Origin of the sequence: Oscillibacter sp. ER4 (genome assembly GCF_000765235.1) — a bacterium.
Classification (GTDB): Bacteria; Bacillota; Clostridia; order Oscillospirales; family Oscillospiraceae; genus Hominicoprocola; species Hominicoprocola fusiformis.
This window is the reverse complement of sequence record NZ_JPJG01000026.1, coordinates 1-25,186: the sequence shown is the minus strand read 5'-3', so window position 1 is coordinate 25,186 and position 25,186 is coordinate 1. Positions and strand designations below refer to the sequence as shown.

The following is a 25,186-nucleotide window of genomic DNA, read 5'->3' as shown; positions in this document are numbered from 1 at the left end:
GTTTCTTTTCTCTCACTTTCTATAAAGGCGCTCAACGGCACGCTCCATGTCGGCGCGCACCTTGTTCTCGTCCAGCGTCTTAAATTCACCGTTTTCGTACAGGATCTTGCCGTCCACCATCGTCATGCACACGTCGCCCGCCTGCGCCGAGCAGGTCAGGAGCGCGGGCGTGTCGAAATTGGGGTAAAGGTGGGGCTTGCTTAAATCAAGCGCAATGATGTCGGCCTTTTTGCCGACGGCCAGCACGCCGGTGTCGTCGCGGCCCTGCAATTTCGCGCCGTTGACCGTCGCCATATCGAGCACCTCCTGCGTGGAGATCAGCGTCGGGTCGTTGTGATAGCCGTCGTGCATGATCTCAGCGAGGTGCATCTCCTCGAACATATTTAAATTGTTGTTGCTGGCCGTGCCGTCGGTGCCGAGCGTCACGTTGATGCCCTTGTCCATCATCTGGCGGATGGGGGCAAAGCCGCTGCCGAGCTTTAAGTTCGACGTCGGGTTGTGGATGACGCTGACGCCGTGGGCCTTCAGAATGTCCATGTCGCGCTCCGTCACGGCGACGCAGTGCGCCGCCGCCGTAGGTGAATCGAACGTGCCGAGCGATTCGAACCACTCCGTCGGCGTTTTGCCGTAGCGCTCGATGCACTCGCGCTGCTCACGCGCGGTCTCGGCGAGGTGGATGTGCATGCGCCCGCCCTTTTCGCGGCAGAGGTCACTGTATGCCTTGACGATATGGCTCTTGCAGGTATACTCCGCGTGGATGGAAAAGTCAATGTGAATGCGCCCGTCCGCCGCGCCGTGGTACTTTTCAAAAAGCGCGAGCGATTCAGGGATCTGCGTGTTCTGCTCCACGGTCTGGTTTTCGTCAAAGCACTGCACACAGCGGTTCAGGTTCGCCTTGATCCCCGCCTCTTCGACCGCCCAGACGGTCTCCTCGGGGAAAAAGTACATATCGGAAAAGCTCGTCGTGCCGCCCGCGATCATCTCGATCAGGGCAAAGCGGCTCGCTGCGGCGATATCCTCGCGCACGAGCTTGTCCTCGATCGGGAAAATGGCCTTGAAGAGCCAGTCCTGCAAAGGCAGTCCGCTGCCGATGCCGCGCATCAGCGTCATGGCGATATGGCTGTGGCAGTTGATGAGTCCCGGGGCAAGGAGCCTGCCGCTCATGTCCTTTTCAAGGTCATAGGCCTTTTCGGGTTTTTCCTCACCGATATAGTCGATCTTCGCCTCATCGACGCCGAGATAGGCGCCGTGCAGCGTTTCATATCCGTTTTCCTTGCGCAGCAGAATGTCCGCGCCTTTCAAGAGTGTTCTCACAAAAGAGCCTCCTATCTGCATTTTATCTCATTATGCAGTCTATCACGCGTGCTTTCAGATTGCAACGGGCAAAAGGATTAAGTTTTTCCATATTGCTGACCATGTCGACAAAAATTTCTCATTTTGCAAGCTCAACTACTTAAAATTTCACTATTGAATTTCCTAATATGCCTGATTATAATTAGCGCATACTTTTTCTTAAGGAGTGAAACCGGTATGAGCAAAGTCTATATCCCGCAGGACTACCACACCCCGCTGTCTGTCTATGAAATGCAGCGCGCCATCGAATTCATCAAGAGCAATTTTCAGGTCAATCTGAGCAATGCCCTCAATCTCCGCCGGGTTTCTGCTCCGCTGTTCGTGGATGAAAATTCTGGTCTGAACGACAACCTCAACGGCGTCGAGCGTCCCGTCTCCTTTGACATTCCCGACGTCGGCACCAATGCCCAGGTCGTTCATTCGCTGGCCAAGTGGAAGCGTCTTGCGCTCAAGCGCTACGACTTCAAGGTCGGCAAGGGCCTGTTCACCGACATGAACGCCATCCGCCGCGACGAAGAGGTCGACAACCTCCACTCCGTCTATGTGGACCAGTGGGACTGGGAAAAGGTCATCTCCGCCGAGGACCGCAACGTCGCTTATCTCAAGCGCACCGTGCGCGATATCGTCTCCGCCGTCAGCGAGACGAGCAGCGCGCTGAATGTCGCTTTCCCCTCCCTGCACACCAAGCTCCCCAGTGAGGTCTTCTTCATCACCACGCAGGAGCTCGAAGACCTCTATCCCGACCTGACACCCAAGCAGCGCGAGGATGAGATCTGCAAGAAGAAGGGCGTCGTCTTCCTGATGCAGATCGGCAAGATCTTAAAGTCCGGCATCAAGCACGACGGCCGCGCCCCCGACTATGACGATTGGGAGCTCAACGGCGATATCCTCTACTGGAACGAAGTGCTCGGCCATGCGTTCGAGATCTCTTCCATGGGTATCCGCGTCGACCCCAAGTCCCTCGACTCCCAGCTGACGATCGCCGGCTGCGACGACCGCCGCGCGCTCCCCTTCCACAAGATGCTGCTGAATGGCGAGTTGCCCCTGACCATGGGCGGCGGCATCGGCCAGAGCCGCCTGTGCATGCTGCTCATCGGCACCGCGCACATCGGCGAGGTACAGGTCTCCCTGTGGGATGAAGCCACGCGCAAGACCTGCGAGGATGCGGGCGTCATGCTGCTGTAAAGCATATTTTAATTTGTCACCATTCTTTTTCTCTTTTTCTCAATGTAGCACAAAAGCCGGCAGGTCCTCCTCCCCGCCGGCTTTTGTGCGCTCTTCTGCCACTTTCCATCCACTATCCATCGGCGCAAAGCAAAACAGCAGCACAAAGAGGGCGCTTCCCAGCTTGGGAAGCGCCCTCTTTCTTATTTTTCACAGCGCAGGCGGTAAACGTCACAGCTGTCCGCGCGGCCCTCATACGAAAAGCCGTGCCTGCGCGCGATGTGCGCGCTCGCCGTCTGTTCGGGGACGCATTCGATCACGGCATTCTTCCCCTCCCGCCGCGCAAGCGCGGTCAGAAGAGCCGTCATTTCGTCCGCATAGCCCTTGTGCCAAAAGGCAGGCTTGAGCACCCAGCCGAGCTCCCGGCTGTACTCGTCATAGTTGTGGAAGATGGCGTACCCGAGGAATTCTCCCTCCATATTCTCCGCGGCATAGATGAGCGGCGGATCGGAAAGTCCCGCCTGCTCCAAAAAGCGCTCGGCCTGCGCGCGGTTAAACGGCGGCTCCAGCCAGCGCATCACCGCTTCATCCGAGAGCAGGGCGTATAATTCGTTCGCGTCCCCCCGCCGCATCATCCGCAGGCGGACGCGCGCCCCCTCCGTCAGGATCATCCCCTGTGGTGCTTGCCGCGGAACGTCATCTCCGGATTTTTGACGCTCACGACCGTGTTGGGCGCGACCGACGAGGTCAGAAACGCGTTGCCACCGACGACGACATTGTCGCCAATCTCCGTCGCACCGCCGAGCAGCGTGGAGTTTGCGTAGATGACGACGTTGTTGCCGACCTTCGGGTGGCGGCGCACATTCGGGTTCGTCGCCATACCCGCGGGCGAGAGCGCGCCGAGCGTCGCGCCCTGATAGAGCTTGACGTTGTCGCCGATGATCGTCGTCTCGCCGACGACGACGCCCGTACCGTGGTCGATGAAGAAGTATTCGCCGATCTTCGCGCCGGGGTTGATGTCGATACCGGTCTGCGAGTGCGCGTATTCCGACATCATGCGCGGGATCATCGCGACCTTGTTCTCATACAGCTCGTGTGCGATGCGGTAGATGAAGATGGCGAACATGCCGGGGTACGAGAGCAGGACCTCCTCCTTGCTGTAAGCCGCAGGATCGCCCTCAAAGTTCGCCGACAGGTCCTTGAGCAGCAACTCCTGAATGGCAGGGATGCGCTCGATGAATGCCGTGCTGATCGCATAGGCCACTTCGCAGTTCTCGTCGCACTCCGGCATCGTCAGCGTGATCTGGCGCGTCAGCTTTTCGTGGATGTGCTCCATCAAAAGCGCGCTGTATTGCTCCGGCGGCAGCTTCAAGAGGTCGCGGTCGCCGTAGTAAACAGGGAAAATGAGCTTCTGACAGTCGCGGATGATCTCGATGACCGCATTACGGTTGGGCATGCGCAGCGCATCGCCGTACATGGGGATCTGAGAGCTCTTGTAGTTCGCCGCCATGCGGTCAGCCGCCGCATGGATGACGGTGTTCTTTTTTGCTTTGTCCATAGCTAATCCTCGCAATCTATCAGAAACAGTCATATCATAATTAGAAAATAATTATAGTATCTCCCCGCGTCAAAATCAAGTATTTCCTCTGCAAACGCCTTAGAAATATACACCTCCGCGCGGGAATTCAGCCGAAAAACGTGTCCATTCATTTTTTTCATTTGCATCCCGCGTACTTTTGCTTTATGCTGTTTTTATAGGGACGCTTCGCATTAGATGTGCCCCAAGCAGTAAACTATCCGCCTCAGGAGGATCAAAATATGAAAGCAAAGGTTTATTTTTCCAAGCAGATCACGCCGGAAAAGGTCGTGGAGCTCTACAAGGCCGCGGGTCTCGAGCTGCCCGGTAAGGTCGCCGTCAAGGTTCACTCCGGCGAACCGGGCAACCAGAACTTTCTGACGCCCGAGTTCTGGCAGCCGATGGTCGAGACCGTACACGGCACCATCGTTGAGTGCAACACCGCCTATCCCGGCGAGCGCAACACGACCGACGCCCACCGCCGCACGATGATCAAACACGGCTGGAGCAAGCTCTTCGATGTCGACATTCTTGACGCCGAGGGTCCCGATCTTGAGCTCCCCATCCCGAACGGCAAGCGCATCCAGAAGAATCTGGTCGGCAAGGATATCAAAAATTATGATTCCATGCTCGTTCTTTCCCACTTCAAGGGCCACCCGATGGGCGGCTTCGGCGGCGCGCTCAAACAGCTCTCCATCGGATGCGCGTCCAGCGCAGGCAAGGCGAACATCCACGGCGCGGGCAAGCCCGAAGAGATGTGGACGACCGGGCAGAATGCCTTTCTTGAGTCCATGGCCGATGCGGCGGAGTCCGTCGTCAAGCTTTTCGACGGCAAGATCGTCTACATCAACGTGATGAAGAACATGTCCGTCGACTGCGACTGCTGCGCCGTGGCGGAGGACCCGTGTATGAAAGATATCGGCATTCTCGCCTCCCTTGACCCCATCGCCATCGACCAGGCGTGCCTCGACCTTGTCTACGCGTCCGACGATTCGGGCCGCGACCACCTCGTTGAGCGCATCGAGAGCCTCAACGGCGTCCACACCGTGGAGGCCGCCGCCGAGCTCGGCTTCGGTTCGAGAGAGTATGAGCTGATCGAGCTCTAAGAAAAATGGCAACGAAAAAGGCGATGGCCGCACGGCCATCGCCTTTTCTTTTGCTTCTTTACTTGATGAACCAGATGTCCATATCGACGTTGCCCTTGATGCCGTCCACGCTGCCCTTGGATGAATACTGCCACATGGCAAAATCGTAGTAGAACGAGGGCGCGTCCACATCGTAGCGCGCGTACCACAGCGGGTAATCCATGACCTCGCTGAGGTCATACTTGACATAACCCGCGTAGTCGGTGATGTAGATCATCGGGTCGTAGCCCGCGTCCTTAATGATCTTGCAGAAGGCGTTCGCCGCAGCGCAGAGCACGCCGGTCTCGATGCCGTAGGTGCGCGCCTCGCTCTTGCCGATGACCTCCCAGTCGAAGACGACGGGACCCGTGATCTCATGGCCGCGCAGCTTGTCGAGCACGTGATAGGCCTCCTCCTGCGCCTCTGCCACGCTCACAGCCTGCGAGAAGAAGTAAGCGCCCACCTGAAGGCCCGCTCTCGCCGCGCCGTCGGCATACTCGTCAAACTTCGTGTCGTCATAGATCGCGCCCACAGTGTAGCCGCGGCCGCCCACGCGCGCGATGACAAAGTCCACATCAGTGCGCGCGACCGCGTTCCAGTCCACATCGCCCTGATACTGCGACACGTCGATACCGACGCGCGTGCGCACGCTGGGATCGTTGTAGGTCATGATGCTGCCGTTCTTGACGAACGCAGACTGATTATAGGTGTTCGTCGGCACACCCTCGAGCACATCAAGCGTGTAGTCCTTGTAGTAGATCTTCTGCTTCTGGTCGAGCGAGCTGAGCTGATAGATGCGGTAAACGATCGTCGCCACCTCCGCGCGCGTGATGCTGCTGTTGGGGTAGAAATACGTCAGGTCGCCGACCTTCGTGCCGATGAACACACCCGCTTCATAGAGCGCCGTCACATAGCCGTCGTTCACGTCGGCAAAGGGAGAGGTCGTGTTGGATGCGCCATAGCCCAGCGCCTTGGCCGCAAAGCGCGCCACATCGAGGCGACTGATGCCGTTGTCAAGCTGATAGTCGCTGTAATTCTGCGCGGCAAAGCCCATGGAATAGGCGTAGGTCGCGTAGCCGCTTGCCCAGTGCGCCGTGCTGGGCTTCTGCTCCTTGTGGCCGGTCGAGAGCAGCACGAGCTTGAGCATTTCGCCCGTGCTCGTGGGACGGTTGGGGGCAAACGTGCCGTCGCCGTTGCCGCCGACGATGCCCTGCTCGCTCAGCTCCATGACATAGTTATAGAACCAGTCGGACTTGTTGACGTCGGTATAGGTCTTGCCGGTGTAGCTCGTCGCCGTCCACTGCGCCGTGACGACCGCGTTGCCGTTCACGATGCTGTTTTCCGTGATGGTCTTGCCGTCGCTCGTCCGGAAGCCGGCAAAGCCGTAGCCGAGCTTTTCCGCTTTGGGGAAGCTACCGTAGGTCTTGCCGATCTCGTAGACGGCAAAGTCCGTCTCGTAGGACGTACCGCTTTCCATATTGATGATGAGATACGCAAACTCGTTCTCCGCCGCGCGGGTGCCGTCATCTAAATAAATGGCAGCCTCCTGCAGGCGGCGGTCGGCAAGGCCCGCCTGGGCCTGTCCGCCGGAATGGCACCATTCGCCGAACGCATGCGCCACTTCCAGGCGCGTCGCGTCCTTTTCGCCGCGGGCGATCTTGACCAAGTCGCTCGTGCCGCTCATCCAACCGGTGCCGAAATTGTAGCTGAAGCAGATCAGCGCGTCGAACTGCCCCTGCGTGGGCGTGACGTCGTAGCGGCCAAAAAAGTCGTTGAGCTTGGCCTCATACGCCTCGACCTTGCTCATCAGAAGAAGCTCCGCCTCTTCGCGCGTGATGCCCTCGGGATAATCCTCGGCACCGCACTCCGTGCCGTAGCCGATGTACCACTTGCCGCCGGAGGAATACTTCTCCGCGCGGAAGCCCTCTTCCTCCTCGATCTGCGCAATGGCCGCGTCGCCCGCGCGCATCAGCCGATTGCTCGCCATCGCGGCGGGCACGCAGAGCTGCATGGCAAGGCACAGCGCCAGAAGCACGGCCAGCGGCGTTCTCTTTCTCATGTTCTGCTTCATCTCGTTTCTCTCCTTTTGCCGGAATCGGGCGAAAACGCCCACTCTCTAAAATGTCTTTTTATGATACCATAGGTTTACATAAGAATCAACCAAAAAGCGCAAAAAATGCCGCCCCGTGTCGAACCGGGCGGCATTTTCGTTATAGCAGCGCGTCGAAGAGCGCGTCCATATTATCGTCGGAATACTCGACCTCCGCGCTGTACAATCGGCAGAGCTCGATCTGGTCCTCCACCGTGAACTCGCCGTGCAGCAAAAGGTGCAGCGCACCAAGCGAGAAAAGCAGCCGGACAGACAGCACGGCGAACGCCGCCTTGCTGCTCACGTCCCCGTCGACGAGCGCCGTCGGCACGTGACGATAGAGGAAGTAGACGAGCAGCTGCTCATACTCCGTCTCGCGTCCTTTCATGTGCGCGGCAAAATCGTCGAGCGGCAACTCATCTGCGTGCTCGCGCAGCGCTTCCAAAATGCCCGTCCACACCTCGTCCATACGCTCGAGCGAGAGATAAAACTCTGCCCACTGCGCAAGCGGGACGTCCGGCACGTGTGCACCGCAGGCCGATAAAATCTGCTCTATTCGCCGCTCGATCGGTTCCTCACGGTTTTGCGCAAGGGTGAAAAGGCGGTCGCGCAGCGTGAGCAGCGCCGTCTCCTCTTCATCAAGCTCGCCTTCGCCCGTCACGACAAGCGTTGTCTTCTCCGGCTTGGTCAAAATGAGGCGCGCGGCCTCCTCGCAGCAGAGGCCAACGCCAATCTCCGTGCGCTCCGAAAAAAAGCTGCGGTAGCGCGGGTGGTCGGTGCAGATCTGGCAGAGCATACCCTCCCCGCCGTATAAAATGAGATCGCAGAGGTTTTTGCCGTTCAAAAACGGGCAGCGCTCCTGCTCGCTGAGGATAAAGTGCGGCATCTCGCCGCTGCGGTCGATACATTTATGCAGGCGCTCGCCCATCTCGCCGCCGATCTGATCGTAGGCGGCGAGGGAATCCCCGTCCACGTCGATCTCCCAGCCGATGCAGCAGTTGTGTCGGCATCGGTCGGCGATGCAATGGAAAAGCGGATAATAGTCCGGATAAGCGTTCTGCACGGCGGAGTCCTCCCATGATCGGTGCTGCGCGGTCATATATCGCGCGCTGCTCCATTATAAATCGCACAGGCTCGCATTGCAACGAATTTTCTCCTTGCCGCCGCGAAAGAGATATGATATAGTAAAATATATGCGGGCATGATGAAATTGGCAGACATGCGAGATTTAGGTTCTCGTGCCGCAAGGCGTTGGGGTTCAAGTCCCCATGCCCGCACCAAAATGTGTTGACGAAAGATGCAGCACAAAAAACACCGCACGAAAGTGCGGTGTTTTCATATATTTATCGCCACTTTTCAATTCAGAAAGTTAGAAAAACAGGATTTTTCGGACAACGAGTTTTTGGCCGCGACAGGCGACATTTTAGAGATGCAGCCGATCGTTTTTATGAACTGGTGTGACTCGAACGCCAGGGCATAAAAAAGAGCAAACCGACAGGCCACCGATCTACTCCCCCTCACGGGGAGCAGATCGGTGGCCTGTCTTCGCTTCTCCGGTGCTTATGTTGCTTCTGCTTCGTCTGTGTGCCATTCCTTGATGGTATTGGTAATAGCTTTCTCGTAACCTTTCTGGTATGCTTGCATTACAAAAAAGCGAAGGAGGCATCCGAGAATGGCAACTACCAAAAACTTGTGTGCTCAGATCCCCATCGACCTGCACGAGCGAGTCAGTGAAGAACGGGAACGGTTGGGCCAGACCACCAGCGAGTACATCGCCAACCTCATCCAAGACTATTACAACATGATCGAAAATCAGAAAGGCGGCATTCACATGACTGAAAAAGGCAGAACAATGGCATTCCAGGTCCCCGAAGAACTCTTCCAGCGCATCAAACGTCACCTCGAGCGTGAAACGCTCCGCACCGGCAAAAAACTCACCCAGCGAGACTTCGTGCTGAACCTGATCACGCAGGCGCTGGACGAAGCGGACGCCGAGAGCGCTACAGAGCAGGACTCCCCTGCTGAGGCCCCTGTCGAGGCCCGTGTGGCCGACGAGACCGCCCCTGCGGACACGGATACCCCTGACGAGGAAAGCGCCGTGTAAGCCCGCACAAGCTCCAAAACAAAAGAACACGATATAGAAGAAAGCCGGTCATGGCATCCGAACAGCTCGGGTGCCATGACCGGCTTTTTGCGTTTCACGGGAAAGGAGGAAAATCACCGTGGCAAGCAAAATCAAAAGACGCTTTACAGACACAGAAATGCAAATTGTCGGGGAAACGGATCTGCCGGAGCTGCTGACCCATCTGGGCTATCAGATCAAACGCATTGGCCGGTACCACACCACAGCAGAAATGGACAGCCTGCGGATCAAGGACCGTCGCACATGGTTCCGCTAAGGGGATTGAAGGACCTGCCCAGAACTGACACAGTTCGTCTCCGGCCTATAGGCTTTTATGTCGGAGATCCGGCAGGGCTCCCAGCCCCAGGCGTGGTCGATCAACAGCTCGGCGTTGATGCCAAACAGCTTATAGAGCAGCGCCTCGTTATAGTATTCCCCGGCCTTCCCGATGGAGCACCGGGCGATATCTCCCATGGTGTAGATGCCGATGGCCTCGAGCTTTTTGGCATAGCCTTTTCCCACCCGCCAGAAGTCGGTCAGCGGGCGGTGCATCCAAAGCTGTCTGCGGTAGCTCATTTCATCCAGCTCCGCGATCCGGACACCGCTCTCATCCGGCGCGACGTGTTTGGCCATGATGTCCATAGCGACCTTGCAAAGATAGAGGTTTGTGCCGATCCCCGCGGTCGCGGTGATCCTCGTTGTGCGCAGCACATCAAGGATCATGGTTCGTGCCAGTTCCCGCGCCGTCATGTGATACGTCCCAAGGTAACTGGTGGCGTCAATCATCACCTCATCAATGGAGTAGACACAGCCATGAGTAAAACTCCAAAAGAGTAGTAATTGCAATGGTTCCCAGCCATGGCTGAAGCCGAAAATCACTCAAATGGTATAGAAAGCGGAGCCCTTTTTTGGTAAAATTGACTTGAGAGAGAAGCAACCAGAAAGGGGCTGCCGCTATCTACCGACAGGAAATCATCCAGGATGTGACGCTGTCACATCCCAAAGCGCCGCCATGTTTTACGACAAGCTTTTCAGCAGCTTGGACTTTACGCTGCCCAGGGCAACAACTGGGCGGCGGGGCTTCCCCAAAGAAGCCATGGTCTGTGCTTTTATCGTTATGAAATGCGCCTAATAGCCAAATTGCTGGAATATCTTGACTTTATACGGATGATATGCTAGAATTTCTCCGGTTTTTAGGTGACTGTCTGCGGGTGGTCTGCCGGAAAATCCATTAGAATTTAACAGATCGGAGATACATATTATGGAAAGAATCAAGACTCTTGAGACTCGTAGCCTGTGCGACAGCGCCAAGAACGGCGGCTGCGGTGAGTGCCAGACCTCCTGCCAGTCTGCCTGCAAGACCAGCTGCGGCGTGGCAAACCAGAAGTGCGAGAACACCAACAAGTAATCAATCGCAATTTTCAAAAAGCTGCCGCCTGTTCAGGCGGCACTTTTTCTGTACGAGGAGAACGGAAGAATGGTACATCAGTATCAACTGAACGGCTACAACATCGTGCTGGATACCTGCTCCGGCGCCATTCATGTAGTGGATGAGGTAGCCTATGACATCATTGCGCTTTACCCGGATCACACGGCGGATGAGATCGTAACGGCGATGATGGAAAAATACGGCGAGCGCGAGGATGTGACGGAGCAGGATCTGCGGAACTGCATTGATGACGTGGAGGCACTGAAGCAGGCCGGGAAGCTCTATACCCCCGACACCTTCGCAGACATGGCCGGTACGTTCAAGGAGCGTTCTGGCGATGTGGTGAAGGCGCTGTGCCTGCATGTGGCGCACACCTGCAACCTGAACTGCTCCTACTGCTTCGCCAGCCAGGGAAAATACCATGGAGACCGTGCGCTGATGAGCTTTGAGGTTGGCAAGCAGGCTCTGGACTTTCTGATGGATCACTCCGGCAGCCGCACCAATCTGGAGGTGGACTTCTTCGGCGGTGAGCCGCTGATGAACTGGGACGTGGTGAAGCAGTTGGTGGAGTATGCCCGCAGTGTGGAAAAGGAGCGGGGCAAAAATTTCCGCTTTACGCTGACCACAAACGGTATGCTCATCGACGATGACGTGATCGACTTCGCCAACCGGGAAATGAGCAATGTGGTGCTGTCGCTGGATGGCCGCAAGGAAATTCATGACCGGCTGCGGGTGGACTATGCAGGCAACGGCAGCTATGAGCGCATTGTGCCTAAGTTCCAGAAGCTGGTAGAGGCCAGAGGCAACAAGAACTATTATATGCGCGGCACCTTTACCCATGCCAATCCGGACTTTACGAAGGACCTGTTCCACATGGCGGATCTGGGCTTCACGGAGTTGAGCATGGAGCCTGTGGTGTGCGCGCCGGAGGACCCCGCCGCGCTGACGGCGGAGGATCTGGAGATCGTGAAGGACCAGTACGAGCTGCTGGCCAAGGATATGCTGCGCCGGGAAAAAGAAGGCAAGCCCATCACCTTCTATCACTACATGCTGGACCTGACGGGCGGCCCCTGCATTTACAAGCGAATCTCCGGCTGCGGCTCCGGCACGGAGTATATGGCTGTGACCCCTTGGGGAGACCTGTATCCCTGCCATCAGTTCGTGGGTGAGGAAGCCTACAAGCTGGGCGACATCTGGAACGGCGTGACCAATACGGCCCTGCGGGAGGAATTCCGCTCCTGCAACGCCTATGCCCGGCCAGAGTGCAATGACTGCTGGGCGAGATTCTACTGCTCCGGCGGCTGCGCAGCCAACGCCTTCCACGCCACGGGCTCTATCCGCGGCGTTTACGAGGCAGGCTGCGAATTGTTCCGCAAGCGTATTGAATGTGCCATCATGATGAAGGTGGCGGAAGATTCTGCCAAGGCCAACGGCTGATGGAAACGCCCATTGCTGATTTTGTCCGGCGGTACGCGGATTCCGGGATGGTCCGGGCGCATATGCCCGGCCACAAGGGAAAACCCTTTCTGGGTTGCGAGGCGCTGGACATCACCGAGATCCAAGGCGCGGACAGCCTGTATGAAGCGGAAGGCATCATCCGGCGCAGTGAGTCCTATGCCGGGAAGCTGTTCGGCTCTGGCCGGACGGTGTACTCCACAGAGGGGTCCAGCCAGTGCATCCGGGCGATGCTGTATCTGGCGCTGACCTGCGGAAACGGGTCCCGGACGGTGGTGGCGGCCCGAAACGTACACCGGGCGTTTGTATATGCGGCGGCCCTGCTGGATTTTGAGATCGTCTGGCTGTGGCCAGAGCGCAGCTCGTCTCTCTGCGGCTGCCCGGTATCGCCGGACACATTGGGGCGGACGCTGGAGGAGCTGCCTGCGCCGCCGGCGGCGGTCTATCTTACCAGCCCGGACTATCTGGGCGGCATGGCGGATATTTCCGCTCTGGCAGAGGTGTGCCGGAAACACGGTACGCTGCTGGCGGTGGACAACGCCCACGGCGCCTATCTGCGGTTTCTGGAACCATCCTGTCACCCGTTGGATCTCGGCGCAGATCTGTGCTGTGATTCGGCGCACAAGACGCTGCCGGTGCTGACCGGCGGCGCGTACCTGCACATCAGCCGCGCGGCGCCGGCATCTCTCCGGGAGAGTGCAAAAACAGCGATGGCCATGTTTGGTTCCACCAGTCCGTCCTACCTGACGCTGGCGTCGCTGGATCTGTGCAACCGCTATCTGGCGGATGGGTACCAGGACCACCTGCGGGAGATGTGTGGGCATCTGGAGGAAGCGCAAAAGGCGCTGACGGCTGCCGGTTGGCAGATAGAGCCATCGGACCCGCTGCGGCTGACCGTCAAGGCTCCAGCCGGGATGACCGGCGGAGCGCTGGCAGACCGCCTGCGAGAGAGCGGCGTGGAATGTGAATACGCCAATCCGGACTTTCTGGTGCTGATGCTGACGCCGGAGAATAGTGCGGCGGATATCGAGCGGCTTGTGTATGCCATAGGAACAAACGACGCCGTTTATGCGCCGCAGCCGTCGCTGCCGTTGGCTCGTGGAGAACGGGTATGTTCCGCGCGAGAGGCACTGTTCGCCCCACGGGAGACCATACCGGCGGCGCAGTCGTTAGGGCGGGTCTGCGGCGCCCCTACCGTGGGGTGTCCGCCTGCGATCCCCATTGCGGTGTCCGGTGAGCGAATTGGTCCGGAAGCGCTGGAGCTGTTCCGGCGGTACGGCGTGGAGCGGGTGGAAGTCTTGCGCTGAAAACGGTTTTGAAAAAAGTGAGACCGGCAAATCTGAACACAGACAAACCGCAGGACCGGCAAATGCTGGGCCTGCGGTTTTTACCATATCTGCTGGCCGATGGCGCGCCCAGTGCCCTGCTTCGTTTAGGGTGTGGTATGGGTGTAGGAGCGAAGGGTGGATCCATCCGAATAGTGGCCCGGCACCCCCAAATAACGGTTTTACGTCCACCCCTGTTTTTCAGGGACAGTGCGGCGAAGGCATACCGCAGATCGTGGAACTGAATGTGCTCCGCGCCAATGGCCTTCGGAATTTTATCGTGCGTCCAGAGCGACATCGCCCACCAGTTTAGTAATTCCCGTTTGTGCGATAGCACCGACAATACCTGAAAATGCGTTACTACTCCCAGTAGCCGTATCCTCTATTTTGGAGATTGCTTTCTCTGTATCCCCGGCGGCCTTGGTGACGGACTTCAAATTCCGGACCATGTTATCATAGTCCGCCTAGGCCGTTTCCAGCTTCAGCTTGTCCGCTTCGCTGCGGGTTTTCGCAAACTGCTTTTCCGCATCCTGCAAGGTGCTTTCGCCTGCTTCACATCAACCCTGATGGTTGCTTTGTTTTTGCTCAGGAGCGTCAGGATGTCCTCCGTTTTGCCAAGGTTCTTCCCGAAGCTCTTCGTAGTCTCGCCCTTGCGCTTGACTGTCTCCGAGTATCGGTCTGTGGCCTTGATGACGATGGCGGATTCTTCACGCCGGCGTTCGGCGTTGACTTCTTTGACGCGTTCCACCACCTCAAAGAGGCGAGCTCTAACGGGTATCCCGTAGGCTTTCAGGGCTGGCGAAACCGCAAGGCATATCGTTTTCTCGGTACGGCTGATATCCGCCACCACAAGGTTTGTTGTCATAGGGTCAAGACCGCGCTCCATGCACTCGACGGACGCATAGTACTACTTTAAGAAAAGCCGAATTCGGCTTTTCTTGAATAATGCCGAGGAAAAAGAAATGTGTCTCCACTTTTTATTTAAGTAAGTTTTTCACAAGCTCAGGCATAAATCTTTGTCCGGGTTCACGAATAGCTTTCCCGACTACGTTATGCCATTGTGTTGAAGCGGGCTACGCCCAAAACAAAAAAGCAGGAGGAAACAAGCATGACGATTGATAGCGCAAAGGATCTTCAAATGAACATTGCAAAAGAGGGATTGGCACTGCTGATGTTCCATCCCAGCTTCAATGTGCAGCCCCATAGGGAGTGCATCTTCCTCATTGGCACAGCGTGGGACATCCCCGTGGGTGACACGCAGGAGGTCATCTCGCTTCTGGATCGTGAGCTGGATGCGATCCGCGCCGCAGGCGAAGGTGGCACGGCAGCGCATGTGTTGCCGGAGGATGAACTCCCGATGAATGCCACCGGCTTGGAAACGCTGGACAACATCTGGGACCTGTTCGAAACGAGCCTGCGCATGGACAGTATGCAAGCCAGAACAAAGAAGTTCGAAATGGCAAAGTGGTTAGAGAAAAGCCAAAACCTTCTGGACTGAATCGTGCAGGCACCGAAGGAAAAGCAGGCATGGATGGAGCCGACAAACTGAGCGCTCCCTATAACAGAGCCGCCCCGCGGTGGGCGGCTCCACCCTTCCCCACCGTGTTCGCCCCTGTGAGCCGCCGTGTGCGCTTTTTACAGGTACCCCAAGGTAACCCCACCCCCACACGGTGATCTGAGCGGGTGTTGAGCCACTTGTGGGGAAATTAACATCCGGTAAAAAAAGCAGATAAAAGGCTCGTAAAATTGGTCTATTGGAATTGACGTTTTATGTATTTTCACGTATACTTAATTTACAGATTCACGCGCACATTTACAGATCATTCATCCGTCATCACAAGATGCTGGGGGTTCGAATTGCAAAACGGAAAATCGAGTCTCAAAAGCCCGCAAACCCTTGCGACACAAGACTTTGCTCGTGCATCTTTTTTGTCAACACACTCCATTTCCCAAATTTCAGAGCGCATCGCTCCGCGATGCGCTCGTTTTGGTATTCCGGCACTTTGGTCTAACATTTTTAGTTTTAAATCAGCTCTTCACAAAGGAGGTGCGCCATGCAGAAGGTCACGCTCGGCATTCTCGCCCACGTCGACTCGGGAAAAACGACCCTGTCCGAGGGGCTTTTATACGCCTCCGGCGCACTGCGGAAGCTCGGCCGCGTCGACCACGGCGACGCCTTCCTCGACACCGACGCGCTCGAGCGCGAGCGCGGCATCACGATCTTTTCCAAGCAGGCAATGCTGTTTGCGGGCGATAAGGAGTTCACGCTGCTTGACACGCCGGGCCACGTCGATTTCTCCGCCGAGATGGAGCGCACGCTGTCGGTACTCGACTACGCAGTGCTCGTCATCAGCGGCAGCGACGGCGTGCAGAGCCACACGCGAACGCTCTGGCGCCTGCTCACGCGCTACGAGGTGCCGACGTTTCTTTTCATCAACAAGATGGACTTGGCGGGCGCGGACAAGGACGCGCTTCTGCGCCAGCTCGCGGCGACACTGAGCGCGGAATGCGTCGATTTCTCCGCATCGCAGGAAACGCGCGACGAAGCGCTCGCCCTCTGCGACGAGGCGGCGCTCGAGCAGCTTTTGGAGCGTGGAAAAATCGACGACGCTCTGATTGCTGAGATGGTCAAAAACCGCAAGGTCTTCCCCTGCTTTTTCGGTTCGGCGCTCAAGCTGGACGGCGTGGAGGACTTTCTCACCGCGCTCGCGTGCTTCACGCGCGAGCCGGTCTATCCGAAGGAATTCGGCGCAAAGGTCTTCAAGATCTCGCGCGACGCGCAGGGCGCGCGGCTCACGTGGCTCAAGGTCACAGGCGGCGCGCTGCGCGTGAAGGCACCTCTCACCTATCGCGCGCAGAATCAGGACTATAATGAAAAGGCCGATCAGCTGCGGCTATACTCCGGCGTCAAATTCCGCGCGCTCGAAGAGGCGGGCGCGGGCAGCGTCGTCGCCGTCACGGGCCTCAGCCACAGCTATGTTGGTCTCGGCCTCGGCGCGGAGGCGGAGGCGTCCGCCCCGCTTTTGCAGCCGGTTTTGACCTATCAGCTCATCCTACCCGACGGCGCGGACGCGCACAGCGCGCTTATAAAGCTCCGCGAGCTTGAAGAAGAGGACCCGATGCTGCGCATCGTCTGGGACGAGCGCTACGGGCAGATCCACGTGCAGCTCATGGGCAAAATTCAGCTCGAAATTCTGCGCCGCCGCATCCTCGACCGCTTCGGCCTCGACGTGACCTTCGGCGAGGGCAGCATCGTCTATCGCGAGACCATCACCGCCCCCGTCCTCGGCATGGGACATTTCGAGCCCCTGCGCCACTATGCGGAAGTACAGCTTCTAATAGAGCCGCTTCCGCGCGGGGCGGGCATCCAGCTTGCGTCAAACGTGCCGACGGACGCGCTCGACCTCAACTGGCAGCGGCTGATTTTCACCCATCTTTTAGAGCGCGAGCACGCGGGCGTGCTAACCGGCTCACCGTTGACGGATGTGAAGTTCACACTTGTCGCGGGCCGCGCGCATCTGAAGCACACCGAGGGCGGCGACTTCCGTCAAGCGACGTACCGTGCCGTGCGGCAGGGCTTGATGCAGGCAGAAAATGTGCTGCTCGAGCCGTATTACGACTTCCGTCTCGAGGTGCCCGCCGAGTGCGTCGGCCGCGCGATGACCGACCTCCAGAACATGGGCGGCACCGTCGAACCGCCGCAGAACGAGGGGGAAAACGCCGTACTCACGGGCTATGCGCCGGTGCGCACGCTGCGCGACTACTTTGCCGACGTCGCGGCCTACACCCGCGGCCGCGGACAGCTCTCCTGCGCCGTGCGCGGGTATGAGGCCTGCCAAAATCAGGACGAGATCGTCGCGTCCCTTGGCTACGACGCCGAGCGCGACACGGATAATCCCGCGTCCTCCGTCTTCTGCGACCACGGCGGCAGCATCACGGTCCCGTGGAATGAAGTTCCCGCGCATGTTCACTGCGACAGCGGCATCCGCCTTGGTGAAGAGGCCGTCGAAGAAGCGCCCGCGCCGCTCCCCCGACGCAGCGTCGGCGCAGGCGGCGCATATGCCGAGGACAAGGAATTGCAGGACATTTTTGAGCGCACATACGGCAAGGTCGAGCGCCGCGCGTTCGAACCGAGCAAAAAGCCCGCGCGCACCTCGCTCGCCGATCACTATGACGTCACGATCCACTCAGAGGACACGGAATATCTGCTCGTCGACGGCTACAACATCATCTTCGCGTGGGACGAGCTCCATCGGCTCGCCGCGCAGGATGTCGCCGCGGCGCGCGGCGCGCTGATCGACATTCTCGCCAACTATCAGGGCTTTCGCAAGTGCCGCGTCATCGTCGTGTTCGACGCCTATAAGGTCAAGGGCAACCCCGGCAGTGTGCAGACGGTGCACGGCGTCAAGGTCGTCTACACGAAAGAGGCTGAGACTGCCGACACCTACATCGAGCGCGCGACCTACGAGCTGCGCCGCGAACGCCGCGTGCGCGTGGCGACGTCCGACGGCCCCGAGCAGGTCATCATCCTCGGCCACGGGGCGCTGCGCGTCTCCGCCCGCGCGTTCCATGCCGAGGTCGAAGCCGCCGAGGGGCAGATCAGCGCCGTGCTGCAACGCCTGACGAACCGCCCCAGAAGTGAGCGCACGATCAGAAACAATGTAAAACTCAAGCAATAATTCAGTCAAAAAGCGGTGGCTTCCGGCCACCGTTTTTTTGTCGAAAAATGAGTGCATTTTCCTCTTGCAATTCGTTTTTAATTGTTGTATCCTGAGCACTGTTAATTCAGAGTGATAGTCAATTCAGGTTGACTATCTAAGTATTTTCAAGAAAGGAGAACCACATGCAGACCAACGAGATCCAGGAGCTGCTGCTCGACACGATCCCCGCGTGGCACTACTGGTTTGCCCGTCCGTTCAAGCGCATGCTGAATGACGGCGTCAGCCTTGACATGTACTACTGCATCCAGTCGATGCGCCGCAGCGGCCGCACGATGACGATGACAGAGCTTGCAAACTTTGCCCGCATGCCCAAGCAGCAGATGAGCAAGCTCGTCGACAAGCTGGTCGAGGGCGGCTTTGCCGAGCGGCTGAGCGACCCCGACGACCGCCGCGTCATCCGCCTGCGGGCGACTGAGAAGGCCGACGAATACGTGGCGAGCTTTTTAGAGAAGGATGCGGCGGAGTTCCGCGCATTTTTCGACCAGCTCGAAGGCGAAGAGCGTGAGACCTTCTGCACGGCGCTTCGCACCATCCACGACACCTTTGAGGCCAAACGCAAGCGCATGATCGAGCAGGGCAAGCTGCCCGACTGTCCCCCACAAACTAAGAAAGAAGGCCACTGCCGATGAATATGATCCATCGCTTCATGGGCTGCATCCGCGAGTATAAAAAGCCCACGATCCTGACGCTCTTGTGCATGGTCGGCGAGGTCGCGATTGAAGTGCTGATCCCGTTTTTCACCGCCAACCTCGTCAACGAAATCAAGGGCGGCGCGGAGCTCAGCGGCGTTGTGCGCGTGGGCCTTGGGCTCATCCTGATGTCGCTCGTGTCGCTCGGCTGCGGCGCGCTCGGCGGGCTTTACGGCTCGCGCGCGAGCGCCGGCTTTGCCAAAAACGTCCGCCACGATGTTTTCACCCGCGTGCAGAGCTTCGCGTTTGAAAATATCGACAAATTCTCCTCCGCCTCGCTCGTCACGCGCATGACGACCGATATCAACAATGTGCAGATGTCCTTTATGATGTGCATCCGCATCGCGGTACGCGCACCGCTGATGTTTCTCTTCGCCGTCATCATGGCCTATATCATGGGCGGCGCGCTGGCGACGACATTCCTCATTATCATTCCCGTGCTGGTAATCGGACTTCTTCTGATCGCACGTAAGGCAATGCCCGCGTTCCGCGCGGTGTTCCGCAAGTACGATAAGCTCAATGAATCGGTCGAGGAAAATGTGCGCGCGATGCGCGTGGTCAAGGGCTTTGCCCGCGAAGGGTATGAAAAGCAGAAGTTCGCCGCGGCCTCGCACGATATCGCCAAGGACTTCACCTTCGCCGAGCGCGTCGTCGCGCTCAACGCGCCGCTGATGCAGTTCTGCGTATACTTCAACATGATCTTCGTGCTATTTGTCGGCTCGCGGATCATCATCACGAACGGCGGCACGACCATCGACGTTGGCCAGCTCTCGGCCATGCTGACCTACGGCATGCAGATCTTAATGTCGCTGATGATGATCTCGATGATCTACGTGATGATGACGATGTCGTATGAGTCCTTCGTCCGTATCTGCGAGGTACTCGAGGAAGAGCCCGCGCTCACCGATCCCGCATCTCCCGCGATGGACGTGAAGGACGGCTCCATCGACTTTGAAAACGTCAGCTTCAAGTACTCCGCACAGGCGAAGAAATTCGCGCTGCAGGACATCAACCTGCACATCGACTCAGGCATGACCGTCGGCATCCTCGGCGGTACGGGCTCGAGCAAGTCGACCCTCGTGCAGCTCATCCCGCGCCTTTACGATGTGAGCGAGGGCTGCGTCAAGGTCGGCGGCAGAGATGTGCGCGAATACGACCTTGAGGCGCTGCGCGGCGCGGTCAGCGTCGTGCTGCAAAAGAATGTGCTGTTTTCCGGCACGGTCAAGGATAACCTGCGCTGGGGCAACGAAAACGCCACCGACGACGAGATGATCGAGGCGTGCAGGCTCGCGCAGGCGGACGAATTCGTCCGCTCCTTCCCCGACGGGTATGACACCTATATCGAGCAGGGCGGCTCGAACGTCTCCGGCGGACAGAAGCAGCGTCTCTGCATCGCCCGGGCGCTTCTCAAAAAGCCGAAGATTCTGATCCTCGACGACTCGACCTCCGCGGTCGACACGCGCACCGACGCGCTGATCCGCGAGGGCTTCCGCACCTATATCCCCGAGACGACGAAGATCATCATTGCCCAGCGCGTCGCGTCCGTGCAGGATGCCGACCTCATTCTCGTGATGGACAACGGCCATATTGCGGACATGGGCACGCACGATCAGCTCCTCGCTTCGAGTGAAATTTACCGCGAGGTCTACGAATCCCAGACGAACGGAGGTGAGCAGGATGAAGCGTGATCCCAAGAATACCCGCCGCCCAAACGACGGCGCGGCGAACCTCGCCATGCTTAAGCGCACGGTGAAAAAGCTCTTTTCCTACTATCCTGTGCTCGCGCCCGTCACGTTCGCGTGCATCCTGTTCTCGGCCATCGTCACGTCGATCCCGTCGCTTTTCGTGCAGAATGTCATTCAGGTCATCGAAAAGTGGTACGTCTCGCGCGACTGGGTCTCCGCCAAAGCAGAGCTCATCCCCATCCTGTCGCTGCTCATCTCGCTCTATGTGCTCTCGATCATCGCGATCCTGGTCTACAAGCAGCTCATGGCCTATATGACGCAGGGCTTTCTCGACAAGCTCCGTCAGGAGATGTTCGGCGGCATGCAGGATCTTCCCATCCGCTACTTCGACACCCACCAGCACGGCGATATCATGAGCTTCTACACCAACGATATCGACACGTTGCGCCAGCTCGTGTCCGAAGCCATCCCCGCCTTCATCCAGTCTGGCGCGATCGTGCTGGCCGTGTTCGGCATTATGCTCTATTTCAGCATCTGGCTGACGCTCATTTCGGTGCTCGGCGTGATTCTGATGATCGTCGTCACCAAGCGCGTCGGCGGCGGCAGCGCCAAATTCTTCCTGCGCCAGCAGCAGGCCGTCGCCAAAACCGAGGGCTATATTCAGGAGACGATGACCGGCCAGAAGGTCGTCAAGGTCTTCTGCCACGAGCAGCGCTCCATTGAGGAGTTCGACAAGATCAACGACGCCCTCTTTGAAGACAGCTACCGCGCCCACGCCTATGCCAGCGTGCTCGGCCCCATCATCGGCAACATCGGCAACTTCCTCTATGTGGCTCTGGCGCTCGTGGGCGGCGTGCTGCTGCTTATCGGCGTTCCGAACCTGAGCCTTTCCGGCAAGGCGCTAGATATCTCGATTCTCGTCCCGTTCCTCAACATGACCAAGCAGTTCACGGGCAATATCAACCAGCTCTCCCAGCAGATCAATTCCATCGTCATGGCGGGCGCAGGCGCGCAGCGCGTCTTCGCCCTCATCGATGAAAAGGCCGAGACAGACGACGGCTTCGTCACGCTCGTCGACGCGAACATCGCCCCCGACGACACGATCACCGAGAGCGACCATCACACCGGCCACTGGGCGTGGAAGAACCCGAATGACAACGGTAAGGCCTCTTACCGCGAGCTGCGCGGCGACGTGCGCCTCATCGACGTGGACTTCGGCTACGAGCCGAACAAAGAGGTCCTGCACGACGTCTCCGTCTACGCGGAGCCCGGTCAGAAGGTCGCCTTTGTCGGCGCGACCGGCGCGGGCAAGACGACCATCACGAACCTCATCAACCGCTTTTACGACATTGCCGACGGCCAGATCCTCTACGACGGCATCGACGTCAGCAAGATCAAAAAGGCCGACCTGCGCCGCAGCTTGGGCATCGTTTTGCAGGATGTCAACCTCTTCACCGGCACGGTGATGGACAACATCCGTTATGGTAAACTCAACGCGACGGATGAAGAGTGCATCGCCGCGGCAAAGCTCGCCGGCGCGGACGATTTCATTACGCGCCTTCCGCAGGGCTACGCGACGGAGCTCTCCAACAACGGCGCAAACCTCTCGCAGGGTCAGCGCCAGCTCATCTCCATCGCCCGCGCGGCGGTCGCCGACCCGCCGGTCATGATCCTCGACGAGGCGACCTCGTCCATCGACACGCGCACCGAGGCCATCGTCCAGCGCGGTATGGATAAGCTGATGGAGGGCCGCACGGTGTTCGTCATCGCGCACCGCCTGTCGACTGTCAAGAATTCCGATGTCATCATGGTCCTCGACCACGGCCGCATCATCGAACGCGGCAGCCACGAAAAGCTGATTGCGGAAAAAGGAACCTATTACCAACTCTACACCGGTGCATTCGAGCTTGAATAACTCAAAAAAAGGACACATCCGTACGGATGTGTCCTTTTTTGATTTCGCATATCGTCCAAGTCCTCCCGCTATATTGTGTTGAACGCAATTTTTAAGGGAGGAATTCTATGTCTCGTTCCTTTTTCCGCACCTACGGCTTTCTGAGCGCGATGCTGCTCGCCATCGTACTCGGATGCGTGCTGGGCGCGCTGTGGCCGGAGGCGACGTGTCTCGCCCCGCTCGGCACGATCTTCATTAACCTGATGTTCTGCATCGTCGTGCCGCTCGTGTTCTGCTCGCTGAGTAGCTCCATCGCCTGCATGAAAAGCCCGAAGCGCGCGGGGAGGATCATGGGCACGACGCTTTTGGTCTTCATCGTCACGGGCCTTATCGCCGCAGTCATCATGCTCTTTGCGATGCGCCTCTATCCCCCGGTCCTCGAGCCGTGGGCGGACGCGGCGGCGGGCGCGGTCGATGAACAGGCGAGCGTCGCACAGCTGCTCGTCAACTTCTTCACGGTCGAGGATTTCGCGGCGCTGCTGTCCCGCCGCGCGATGCTGCCGCTCATCGTGTTTTCGCTTCTCATCGGCTTTGGCGTCAATCTGAGCGGTGGCGCGGACTGCCTGACGGCAAAAGTCCTGCAGGACATGACGAACTGCCTTTTGAAGGTCGTCTCGCTCATCTCCTACTACGCGCCCGTCGCGTTTTTCGGTTTTTTCGCCTCACTCGTCGCGACCTACGGTGCACAGATCACCGCAGCATATGGCCGCGCGATGCTCGTCTACTATCCGCTCTGCTTTGTCTACGCGCTCGTCGCGTTTCCGCTCTACGCCTATCTCGGCGGCGGAAAGGAGGGCGTGCGCGTCATGCGGCGGCACATCCTGCGCCCTGCGGTCACGGCGCTCGGCACCTGCTCGTCCGTCGCGACGATCCCGACAAATTTAGAGGCCGCGGAAGACAGCGGCGTGCCGCGTGACATCTCCGACCTCGTCCTGCCGCTGGGCGCGACGATGCACATGGACGGCTCGTGCTTCAGCTGCGTGCTGAAGATCGCGTTCCTCTTCGGCGTGTTCGGCATCCCGTTTGAGGGCGCGGGGCTCATCGTCAAAATTCTGCTTGTCGCCGTGTTCAGCTCGGTCGCGATGAGCGGCATCCCCGGCGGCGGGTACATCGGCGAGTACATCATCTGTACGCTCTTCTTCCCCGCGCAGATGGCCATTGCCTACCCCATCGCCGTGACGATCGGCAACCTTGTCGACCCACCCGCGACGATGATCAATTCCGCTGGCGACTACGTCGTGTCGTTCCTTGTTGCACGCTTCACCGAGGGAAAAGACTGGCTTGAGCGTGCGCAGAGGGAAAAGGCTGCACACTAAATTTTCCGTGCGCTTTCCGCGCAGGCATGCTATAATGCTGTTCGTTAACGAAAGAAGAAAGATCCGCCCGCTGCGCGCGGGCAGAAAGAGGTTTTTATCATGGAAGTTGGTCTTTCCATCGCGCAGATGCAGCGCGGTATGGACGTGGAAGGCTTTTATCTGCTCAAGGCCGCCTTTGCCAAGGTGACAGCCAGCGGCAAGCCGTTTTTGAGCGCAGTGCTCGCCGACACGAGCGGCACGATTGAAGCAAAGGTCTGGGACTACAGCGGCCCCATCGGCGAGCGCGACGTAGGCAAGGTGCTCAAGGTGCGTGGGAGCGTATCGGACTACCGCGGCATGCCCCAGTTCACAGTCGACAAGCTGCGCCTCGCCGAAGACAATGACCGCGTCGACGTCTCGAAGCTCGTGAGCGTCGCGCCCATCGACCGCGAGGCCGGCTATGACGAGGTCAAGGCACTCGTTTCGACCATTGAGGACGCAGACTACCGTGCCGTGTGCGAGGAAATGCTGCGCCGCCACGAGGCAGCGTTCCGCACCATTCCCGCCGCCAAGAGCGTTCACCACGGCTTTTTGTCCGGCCTTCTGATGCACACGCTCAACATGCTGCGCCTTGCCGATTTTCTGTCTGCGCAGTACGCGGACACTGTGAACCGCAGCCTGCTCCTCACCGGCACGCTGCTGCACGACTTCGCCAAGGAGCAGGAGTTCACGTTCTCCGAGCTCGGCCTTGTGACGGATTACTCGACGAAGGGCCAGCTGCTCGGTCACCTCGTCATGGGCGCGCAGGAGGTCGCGGCGATTGCCGCCGAGCTCGACCTGCCCGAGGAAAAGGCGACGCTTTTGGAGCACCTGATTCTCTCGCATCACGGCCAACCGGAATTCGGCGCGGCGGTGCTGCCCCAGTGCGCGGAGGCAGAGCTTTTGTCGCTCGTCGACCAGATCGACAGCCGCATGGAGATCTACCGCGAGGTGCTCGCGCCGCTCAAAGCGGGCGAATTCAGCCAGCGTGTCTTCGCGCTCGACAACCGCCGCGTTTATAAGCATAAATAAGGATGGCAGCGCCAGCGGCGCTGCACGGGGCAAAGGGGGAGATTCTCTTTCAAAAGAGAACCTCCCCCTTTGAATCCCCCAAGAGAAAGGCAGGGGGCGTTTCGATTTCGCCCCCTGCACCCCCTAACGACCAA

19 protein-coding genes, 1 tRNA gene and 2 pseudogenes are annotated in these 25,186 nt (G+C 58.5%); 15 read left to right on the top strand and 7 right to left on the bottom strand.

Annotation, left to right across the window (positions count from 1 at the left end; genetic code table 11):
- Positions 1-12: 12 nt before the first annotated feature.
- Positions 13-1,314, bottom strand: coding sequence for an amidohydrolase (locus NI20_RS0104510; RefSeq protein WP_052084430.1), 1,302 nt, complete (start codon positions 1,312-1,314; stop codon positions 13-15).
- A gap of 216 nt (positions 1,315-1,530) precedes the next feature.
- Between NI20_RS0104510 and asnA the strand changes: the two genes are divergently transcribed.
- Positions 1,531-2,538 carry an aspartate--ammonia ligase gene (gene asnA, locus NI20_RS0104505; protein ID WP_033120255.1) on the top strand — a complete coding sequence of 336 codons (1,008 nt, stop codon included), beginning with the start codon at positions 1,531-1,533 and terminating at the stop codon, positions 2,536-2,538.
- 182 nt (positions 2,539-2,720) lie between these two features.
- Here the strand turns inward: asnA and NI20_RS0104500 are convergent, their stop codons facing one another.
- Positions 2,721-3,188 (bottom strand): GNAT family N-acetyltransferase, encoded by a 468-nt coding sequence (locus NI20_RS0104500; RefSeq protein WP_033120254.1) that lies wholly within the window; start codon positions 3,186-3,188, stop codon positions 2,721-2,723.
- On the bottom strand, positions 3,185-4,075 hold the full coding sequence (locus NI20_RS0104495) for a serine O-acetyltransferase (RefSeq protein WP_033120253.1): 891 nt from the start codon (positions 4,073-4,075) through the stop codon (positions 3,185-3,187). The genes NI20_RS0104500 and NI20_RS0104495 overlap by 4 nt, the downstream gene beginning before the upstream one ends.
- Before the next feature lie 260 nt (positions 4,076-4,335).
- On the opposite strand from NI20_RS0104495, the gene NI20_RS0104490 reads away from it, so the two are divergent.
- Positions 4,336-5,199, top strand: coding sequence for a DUF362 domain-containing protein (locus NI20_RS0104490; protein ID WP_033120252.1), 864 nt, complete (start codon positions 4,336-4,338; stop codon positions 5,197-5,199).
- A 58-nt stretch (positions 5,200-5,257) separates the two neighbouring features.
- On the opposite strand, the gene NI20_RS14070 is transcribed toward NI20_RS0104490, so the two are convergent.
- Together NI20_RS14070 and fliB are read right to left on the bottom strand one after the other, a co-directional pair.
- Entirely contained in the window at positions 5,258-7,288 is a 2,031-nt protein-coding gene (locus tag NI20_RS14070) for a GH25 family lysozyme (RefSeq protein WP_052084429.1), read from the bottom strand.
- Between the two features lie 139 nt (positions 7,289-7,427).
- A complete protein-coding gene (gene fliB / locus NI20_RS0104480) occupies positions 7,428-8,369 on the bottom strand; it encodes a flagellin lysine-N-methylase (protein ID WP_033120251.1) in 942 nt (313 codons plus the stop codon).
- Between the two features lie 132 nt (positions 8,370-8,501).
- On the opposite strand from fliB, the gene NI20_RS0104475 reads away from it, so the two are divergent.
- The 3 genes from NI20_RS0104475 (at position 8,502) to NI20_RS14990 (ending at position 9,705) form a co-directional block, all read left to right on the top strand.
- A tRNA-Leu gene (locus tag NI20_RS0104475) sits at positions 8,502-8,586 on the top strand.
- A gap of 392 nt (positions 8,587-8,978) precedes the next feature.
- Entirely contained in the window at positions 8,979-9,410 is a 432-nt protein-coding gene (locus tag NI20_RS0104465; protein ID WP_081958374.1) for a translation initiation factor 2, read from the top strand.
- Between the two features lie 118 nt (positions 9,411-9,528).
- The gene (locus NI20_RS14990; protein ID WP_242842919.1) at positions 9,529-9,705 is read left to right on the top strand and encodes a hypothetical protein; all 177 of its coding nucleotides are present in this window, start codon (positions 9,529-9,531) and stop codon (positions 9,703-9,705) included.
- Here the strand turns inward: NI20_RS14990 and NI20_RS13790 are convergent.
- Positions 9,705-10,232: pseudogene (locus NI20_RS13790) on the bottom strand (DNA methylase); the annotation flags it as partial. The gene NI20_RS14990 and the pseudogene NI20_RS13790 overlap by 1 nt on opposite strands.
- A gap of 457 nt (positions 10,233-10,689) precedes the next feature.
- Here NI20_RS13790 and scfA point away from each other — a divergent pair.
- From scfA to NI20_RS0104445, 3 genes are all read left to right on the top strand, one after another.
- The gene (gene scfA, locus NI20_RS0104455) at positions 10,690-10,836 is read left to right on the top strand and encodes a six-cysteine ranthipeptide SCIFF (protein WP_033120249.1); all 147 of its coding nucleotides are present in this window, start codon (positions 10,690-10,692) and stop codon (positions 10,834-10,836) included.
- A gap of 69 nt (positions 10,837-10,905) precedes the next feature.
- On the top strand, positions 10,906-12,294 hold the full coding sequence (gene scfB, locus NI20_RS0104450; protein WP_033120248.1) for a thioether cross-link-forming SCIFF peptide maturase: 1,389 nt from the start codon (positions 10,906-10,908) through the stop codon (positions 12,292-12,294).
- Positions 12,294-13,619 (top strand): PLP-dependent transferase, encoded by a 1,326-nt coding sequence (locus NI20_RS0104445; RefSeq protein ID WP_033120247.1) that lies wholly within the window; start codon positions 12,294-12,296, stop codon positions 13,617-13,619. Before scfB ends, NI20_RS0104445 begins: the two co-directional genes overlap by 1 nt.
- 733 nt (positions 13,620-14,352) lie before the next feature.
- On the opposite strand, the pseudogene NI20_RS14500 reads toward NI20_RS0104445, so the two are convergent.
- Positions 14,353-14,523, bottom strand: a pseudogene (locus NI20_RS14500) (DNA methylase); the annotation flags it as partial.
- 222 nt (positions 14,524-14,745) lie between these two features.
- Between NI20_RS14500 and NI20_RS0104435 the strand changes: the two are divergent.
- The 7 genes from NI20_RS0104435 to NI20_RS0104405 all read left to right on the top strand — a co-directional run bounded on the left by NI20_RS0104435 (position 14,746) and on the right by NI20_RS0104405 (position 25,052).
- On the top strand, positions 14,746-15,135 hold the full coding sequence (locus tag NI20_RS0104435) for a hypothetical protein (RefSeq protein ID WP_033120261.1): 390 nt from the start codon (positions 14,746-14,748) through the stop codon (positions 15,133-15,135).
- 556 nt (positions 15,136-15,691) lie between these two features.
- The gene (locus NI20_RS0104430; protein WP_033120245.1) at positions 15,692-18,316 is read left to right on the top strand and encodes a translation factor GTPase family protein; all 2,625 of its coding nucleotides are present in this window, start codon (positions 15,692-15,694) and stop codon (positions 18,314-18,316) included.
- 164 nt (positions 18,317-18,480) lie between these two features.
- Complete coding sequence (locus NI20_RS0104425) at positions 18,481-18,987, top strand: MarR family winged helix-turn-helix transcriptional regulator (protein ID WP_052084428.1); 507 nt, start codon at positions 18,481-18,483, stop codon at positions 18,985-18,987.
- A gap of 2 nt (positions 18,988-18,989) precedes the next feature.
- Entirely contained in the window at positions 18,990-20,735 is a 1,746-nt protein-coding gene (locus NI20_RS0104420) for an ABC transporter ATP-binding protein (RefSeq protein WP_033120259.1), read from the top strand.
- Positions 20,725-22,647 (top strand): ABC transporter ATP-binding protein, encoded by a 1,923-nt coding sequence (locus NI20_RS0104415; RefSeq protein WP_033120244.1) that lies wholly within the window; start codon positions 20,725-20,727, stop codon positions 22,645-22,647. The genes NI20_RS0104420 and NI20_RS0104415 overlap by 11 nt, the downstream gene beginning before the upstream one ends.
- A gap of 107 nt (positions 22,648-22,754) precedes the next feature.
- A complete protein-coding gene (locus NI20_RS0104410) occupies positions 22,755-24,002 on the top strand; it encodes a dicarboxylate/amino acid:cation symporter (RefSeq protein ID WP_033120243.1) in 1,248 nt (415 codons plus the stop codon).
- A 99-nt stretch (positions 24,003-24,101) separates the two neighbouring features.
- Positions 24,102-25,052, top strand: a complete 951-nt coding sequence (locus NI20_RS0104405) for a 3'-5' exoribonuclease YhaM family protein (RefSeq protein ID WP_033120242.1) — start codon at positions 24,102-24,104, stop codon at positions 25,050-25,052.
- Positions 25,053-25,186 lie beyond the last annotated feature (134 nt).